Raw genomic sequence first — 6,626 nt, forward strand, 5'->3', positions numbered from 1 at the left:
GGACTCAAATTATTTTTTTACCACGTAAAAAAATCTCTCCCCAGCTATTCTATCATTTTTACCAATACTTAACAAGTTTAAATTATTTTTTTCAAGAATTTTTCTAATTTCGAACTCTTCAAAAATTCTTTTCTCGTAGAATTCCTTTAATTTTTCATAGTGTCCAGCTCTATTTTTTACAAAATAAACAGCTTCAACAATATCAAGATCTTCCTCTCTAAAATGCTCCCAAATAATTGTCATATCTTTTCTGTCATCATAATAAACCCCTCCCGGGAACATCTTGTCCATAAATTCTCTATTTATGACATCAAATATATATATTCCTCCGGGATTCAATGAATTATATATGCATTTCATAAGATCATCTAAATCATCTAAAGAAGTTAGGTGATTTACTGTATCAAAAAGAGACATAATTATATCGTACTTTTCACCTGTATCAAACTCTCTCATATCTGCTACAAATAATGGGACACCTTTATTTTTTAGTTTTTTATTAGCTATAGTTAACATATCATGAGATAAATCTAACCCAGAACATTCAAAATCATCTTTTAATCTAACTAAAGTTTCTCCAGTTCCACATCCTAAATCTAATAACTTTTTACCTTCTACTCCTGATTCTCTTATTTTTTCTTTTACCAATTCAGCCCATTGATCATAATCACAATGCTGCATAAACTTATCATAAACTTTTGAAAAATTCTTATAATACATCGTCTCTCCTAAACTAACTCTTTTTCTACAACAGCTGCTATCTCCTTTGCTACTCTTTCAACAGTTGCCATCTCTTTTCCTTCTACCATTACTCTTACAATTGGTTCTGTTCCAGATGTTCTCACTAAAACTCTTCCAAGTCCAGCCATCTCCAACTCTTTATCTTCTATATACTTTACTATAACTTCATTCTTATTCCATAGATTCTTCTTACTATTATCAACTCTTACATTGATTAGTAACTGTGGCCAATCTACAATCTCACTTACCAATTCATCTAAAGATTTTCCTGAATCTCTTATAGCTTCAACTAACTTTACAGATGTTAAAACTCCATCTCCTGTAGTTCCAAAATCTGATAAAATTATATGCCCTGATTGCTCTCCACCTATATTAACACTTAACTCTTTCATTTTCTCAAGAACATATCTGTCCCCTACATTTGCTCTTATTAAGTTAACACCTTTATCTGATAGGTAGCTTTCAAACCCCATATTACTCATTACAGTTGTAACAACTTGGTTATTTTTTAGCTCTCCTCTATTTTTCATTCCTAAAGCTAACACAGCTATAATTTTATCTCCATCTATTATGTTTCCAAATTTATCAACTGCAATCAGTCTATCTGCATCTCCATCATAAGCTAATCCTAAATCAGCTTCATATCCCATTACAACTTTTGAAAGTATTTCAGGATGAGTCGATCCGCATTTAACATTTATATTTTTACCGTTAGGTGCATCATTTATAATAACTATCTCTGCTCCTAAAGCCAAGAATACCTCTTTTGCCACTCTATATGCTGATCCATTAGCTGCATCTAAAATAATTTTCATTCCCGAGAAATCTCCTGAAACTGTCGATATCACATGGTCTCTATATAAATAGTACTCATCCTCTGCATATGTAAATCTTCCTACTTCATCTCCTGCTATTGGATCTTTCGTTATCTCCTCTACATTATCCATTAGAGCTTCTATTTCTAATTCAACTTCATCTGGAAGCTTGTATCCATCCTCCCAGAAAATTTTTATTCCATTATCTCTTGCAGGATTGTGTGACGCTGATATCATTATTCCAGCTTTTGCTGTACTCTTTTGTGTTAAATATGCAACTCCCGGTGTTGGGATTACTCCAACAAAGTCTATATTAATTCCCATCGAGTTTAAACCTGCTGTTAAAGCTGATCTTAGCATATACCCCGATCTTCTTGTGTCTGACCCCATAATTACTCTTATTCTTTTTTTATCCGGATATTGCTTTTTTAAAGTATATCCCAATGCGTATCCTAGTTTTAAAGCTAACTCAACTGTTAACTCCTTATTAGCTTCTCCTCTTATTCCATCTGTTCCAAAATATTTTCTCATCCTTTTTCTCTCTCCCTTCTAATTTGTAATCTCTCACATATGTACCCTGTTATTACCCCTGAAATACACCCCATAAATAAAAATCCCCATATAAATATAAAAATAGATTTACTCATAATACTTATATTTCTAAAAAGTAAAAAGTAAACAACAAATAGTTGTGTTAAATTATGAATAAAAGCTCCACTTATACATATTGCAATCAATGATAGATTCTTTCTATACTTAAATAATAAAATTGTCAAGAGGGTACTAGCCCCTCCTGACATTAAACTTATTATAAAACTAGGTGAAAACATTGTTCCTAGCATCATCCCTTGAATAAAAATTCTTAAAAGTAATATTTCTATTGCCATTTTTTTATCAAATTTTTCTAAAGCTATTATTGTAGCAACATTAGCTAAACCTAGCTTCATCCAAGGAAACGGTTTTGGAATCAGTGTTTCTATCAATGATAAATAAAGAGCTAATAACACAAAAGCGGTTAAGTATCTCCTTCTTTTATCTTTCATATTACACCTTTAAATCTGTATCCATTCCTAATAACTCTTTATTCTTTTCTAATATAGGATTTACTTCAACTTCTAGGAAATCCACTACTTGCTCAGAAGCGAATCCTATAAAGTTTTTAGGATCTAAGATTTGCATCAACTTATCTCTATCAATATCAAATGATGAATCATTTATAATTCTTTCTATCAAATCATTTTCAAGCCCTTCAACTTTAACTTGTTTTCCAGCTTCCATTGAATGAACTCTTATTAACTCATGAAGCTCTTGTCTATCTCCACCTTTTTTTACACCTTCCATGATTATATACTCTGTAGCCATGAATGGTAACTCTGCCATGATATGCTTCTCTATCATTTTTGGATAAACTACTAATCCTTCTAATATATTTTTCCAAATAATTAGTATTGCGTCAACAGCTAAGAAAGCTTGAGGTAATGCTAATCTTTTATTAGCTGAATCATCTAAAGTTCTTTCAAACCATTGAGTTGAAGCTGTCATTGCAGTACTTTGTTGTAATGCTATTACAAACTTAGCTAGTGATGATATTCTTTCACTTCTCATAGGATTTCTTTTATACGCCATTGCTGATGATCCTATTTGATTTTTTTCAAATGGTTCTTCAATCTCTTTTAAATGTTGTAACAATCTTAAATCATTTGTAAACTTATGAGCTGATTGAGCTATGTTACTTAAAAGATTTGATACTTCTGAATCAATTTTTCTATCATAAGTTTGTCCAGTAACTAAGAATCTTTTATTGAATCCCATTTTTTCAGCTACTCTTTCATCTAAAGCTTTAACTTTCTTAAAGTCTCCATTAAATAACTCTTCAAAAGATGCTTGAGTTCCAGTTGTACCTTTAACTCCTCTAAATCTTAAAGTATCTTGTCTGAATTCTAACTCTTCTAAATCTAAAATTAAACTTTGTAACCAAAGAGTTGCTCTTTTTCCTACAGTAGTTAACTGTGCTGCTTGGAAATGAGTGAATCCTAATGTTGGTAAATCTTTGTACTCATTTGAGAACTTAGCTAAACCATCCATTACATTTACTAATTTTTTCTTTACTATATTTAATCCTTCTTTTATTTGAATTAAATCTGTATTATCTCCTACATATGCACTTGTTGCCCCTAAATGTATTATTGGCATAGCTTTCGGTGCAGCTGTTCCAAACGTGTGAACATGAGCCATTACATCGTGTCTAAACTTTTTTTCCATTTCGTTTGCTAACTCGTAATCAATATTCTCTATATTAGCTTTCATTTCTGCTAACTGCTCGTCAGATATATCAAGACCTAACTCTTGTTCAGTTTCAGCTAAAACATACCATAATTTTCTCCATGTAGAGAATTTAAATTTTGGTGAGAATACTTCTAGCATCTCCTTTGAGCTATATCTTTCTGCTAAAGGGTTCGAATAAATTTCTCTGTTCATTATTAATTTTCCTCCTGAATATATATTAATTTCTTTCTAGCGACATTAAAACTGCTGCTTCTCCATTTGGGTAATAGTTTTTTCTATTCCCAACTACCACAAATCCTATATTTTCATAAAAGTGTTGTGTCACTTTATTACTTTCTCTAACTTCTAAAAATAAACTTTTATCATATTTACTTAAATAATAATCAATCAATTGGTTTCCAATTCCATTTTTCCTAAACTCTTTTTTAGTTGCAATTTTCATAATCTCATATAAATCAAATGAATCATGTAATAAAAGATATCCTTTAACCTCTTCATCACAAACTAAAATTGTATATTCATTTTTCTCTGCCATCTCTTTTAACATATCCACAGAATAAAAACTTTCCGGAAAAATTTCTTTTTCTAATTCACTAATCTTAAAAATTATATCTTCATTTTCTTTTTTTACTTCTATTATCATATCTATTTTAATATTCCTATTCTATTTAAAGGCCAGAATCTTACTAAAGCTTTTCCTTTTATTCTAGTATCTTTTACAAATCCCCACATCCTAGAATCATAACTTCCGTTAGTGTTGTCTCCTAGTGCTAAATAATAATCCTCATCTAAAGTTTTCGTAACCGTATTTCCTTTTAAAAGATTATTTAAAACTTCATCGTCGTGTATAAAATCTAAAATCATTCCAGTTGGAACACCATTTACTAAAAATTCAACATCTGGTAGTAGCTGCGAAACATACGCGCCATTTTCTTTCAATAAGCTTTGAACTTTTGCTACATCTATATTTTCTCTTTCAAATGCAGAGTTATAATCTTGTCCTGGAACTATTGTTACAGTGTCTCCTTTTTTAGGAATAGTCCACTCTTTAGAACCTAACTCTCCTAATGCTGAGTATTCTCTTTCTGATATTTTTTCTCCATTTACAAATAATCTTTCGTATTTTATTTGAACTTTTTCTCCTGGAAGCCCCATCAGTCTCTTTGTGTAAAGAACTTTATCTTCAATAGGTTCTTTAAATACAATAATATCCTCTCTTTCTGGTGCTTTAAAGTTATATATTACCATATTTCCAAATAATCTATCTTTAGGAACTATTGTTGGTATCATTGATCCTGTTGGAACTAAGAAGTTACCTATATAAAATTTTTGTATAATTAATACTAATATTAATGCACTTCCTAAACTCTCAATTAATTTTATTATTTTTCTTAGAAATTTTTCTGATGTTTTTCCTGATAGGTTTAATTTTTCTACTAGCTTATCTTCAAACTTTGTTCTTTTTTCATCTATTATAGCTACTATTTTTTTCTCTTTTACAAAGATATAGATAAAAAATGCTGATAAAATTACATAAAAAATTGTATTCAAAATTATATTTTCTCTACTCATAAACCCACTCCTCTAGTCAATTTATATATATTTTAACACAAAAAAAAGAAAAAAGCTAAGGAATTGTTCTTCCTTAGCTTTAGAAATCTTACTTTCTGATCTCTTTGATTCTTGCTTTCTTTCCAGAAAGTCCTCTTAAGTAGTAAAGCTTTGATCTTCTTACTTTTCCGATCTTTAAAACGTCGATCTTCTCGATCATTGGTGAGTTTACAGGAATGATTCTCTCTACTCCTACTCCTCCAGTTACTTTTCTAACTGTGAAAGTCTTAGCTACTCCTCCACCGTTTACTCTGATTACAACACCTTCGAATAATTGTACTCTTTCTTTGTTACCCTCTTTTACTTTGTAGTGAACTACAATAGTATCTCCAGCTTTGAATTCTGGAATGTCGTTTCTTAAGTAGCTTTGCTCTACTAATTGAATTAATTTTTCTTTCATTTTAGCCTCCTGAATATTCATTTAATACCAAATTATATTCCATTAAAGCGGAATATTCGTTTTAATAACTATATTAGTGTATCACAAAATATTAACTTTGTCAATTTAGAAGATTAAAATCTAAAGTTAAAGTTTAAAATCGGTAACACTTCAAATAGTTCACTATTATCAGCCATATTTACAAGTCCTATTTGAAGTCCTTCTAAGTTTTCAGCCATATTTACAAATCCTAATTGTAATCCTCTTATTTTATCTGCTTTATTAAATAATCCAAATTGTAATCCAGTTCCAGTTCCAGTAAAGTTAGCTCCACCAACTTGAACTCCTTTTGTATTTTGCTCAACCATATTTATTAATCCGAATTGAACTCCAGTCATATTTCCACCAACACTATTGAATGTTATAGGTAAGAAAAACCAACCTAATTTTGCTCCTTCAAAGTTATTCTCTGTTCTATCATAAATAGACCCTAATGATAATCCTTTGAAATTTTGCTTTTTATTTGCAATTATATTTATATCTACACCCTCAACATTTTGGTTTTCAGTGTATACTAATCCTAATCTTACTCCTTTTACATCTGTCTGAGGCCCTCTCAATTGTGTTGGTGATAAAAGTCCTAACTCAAAACTTTCAGCTCCAAAAGAAGCTAATGATAAACCTAATAAACCTGTTACTAATTTCTTCTTCATTAAAATTCCCCTTTATCTTTTCTTTGTTTTTTACAAAAAATAAAAAAATGGCGCTTCTTGCTGGGCTCGAACCAGCGACAA

At 30.4% G+C, this 6,626-nt stretch carries 8 protein-coding genes; all 8 read right to left on the minus strand.

Features of this window, described 5'->3' with window-relative positions:
• Nucleotides 1-9: 9 nt before the first annotated feature.
• Nucleotides 10-720 carry a class I SAM-dependent methyltransferase gene (locus tag Q0O83_RS07555; protein ID WP_294095830.1) on the minus strand — a complete coding sequence of 237 codons (711 nt, stop codon included), beginning with the start codon at nucleotides 718-720 and terminating at the stop codon, nucleotides 10-12.
• Between the two features lie 8 nt (nucleotides 721-728).
• Nucleotides 729-2,087, minus strand: a complete 1,359-nt coding sequence (glmM, locus tag Q0O83_RS07560) for a phosphoglucosamine mutase (RefSeq protein ID WP_294095833.1) — start codon at nucleotides 2,085-2,087, stop codon at nucleotides 729-731.
• Nucleotides 2,084-2,599 (minus strand): Gx transporter family protein, encoded by a 516-nt coding sequence (locus Q0O83_RS07565; protein ID WP_294095835.1) that lies wholly within the window; start codon nucleotides 2,597-2,599, stop codon nucleotides 2,084-2,086. Before Q0O83_RS07565 ends, glmM begins: the two co-directional genes overlap by 4 nt.
• Nucleotide 2,600: 1 nt before the next feature.
• On the minus strand, nucleotides 2,601-4,034 hold the full coding sequence (purB, locus tag Q0O83_RS07570) for an adenylosuccinate lyase (RefSeq protein WP_294095837.1): 1,434 nt from the start codon (nucleotides 4,032-4,034) through the stop codon (nucleotides 2,601-2,603).
• Nucleotides 4,035-4,059: 25 nt separating this feature from the next.
• The gene (gene rimI, locus Q0O83_RS07575) at nucleotides 4,060-4,485 is read right to left on the minus strand and encodes a ribosomal protein S18-alanine N-acetyltransferase (protein ID WP_294095839.1); all 426 of its coding nucleotides are present in this window, start codon (nucleotides 4,483-4,485) and stop codon (nucleotides 4,060-4,062) included.
• Between the two features lie 2 nt (nucleotides 4,486-4,487).
• Nucleotides 4,488-5,414: a signal peptidase I gene (gene lepB / locus Q0O83_RS07580; protein WP_294095840.1), complete on the minus strand. Its 927-nt coding sequence runs from the start codon at nucleotides 5,412-5,414 to the stop codon at nucleotides 4,488-4,490.
• An 88-nt stretch (nucleotides 5,415-5,502) separates the two neighbouring features.
• Nucleotides 5,503-5,853: a 50S ribosomal protein L19 gene (gene rplS / locus Q0O83_RS07585; protein WP_294095843.1), complete on the minus strand. Its 351-nt coding sequence runs from the start codon at nucleotides 5,851-5,853 to the stop codon at nucleotides 5,503-5,505.
• A 113-nt stretch (nucleotides 5,854-5,966) separates the two neighbouring features.
• The gene (locus tag Q0O83_RS07590) at nucleotides 5,967-6,545 is read right to left on the minus strand and encodes a hypothetical protein (RefSeq protein ID WP_294095846.1); all 579 of its coding nucleotides are present in this window, start codon (nucleotides 6,543-6,545) and stop codon (nucleotides 5,967-5,969) included.
• Nucleotides 6,546-6,626: the final 81 nt, after the last annotated feature.

Source organism: uncultured Cetobacterium sp. (assembly GCF_945952365.1).
GTDB lineage: Bacteria > Fusobacteriota > Fusobacteriia > Fusobacteriales > Fusobacteriaceae > Cetobacterium_A.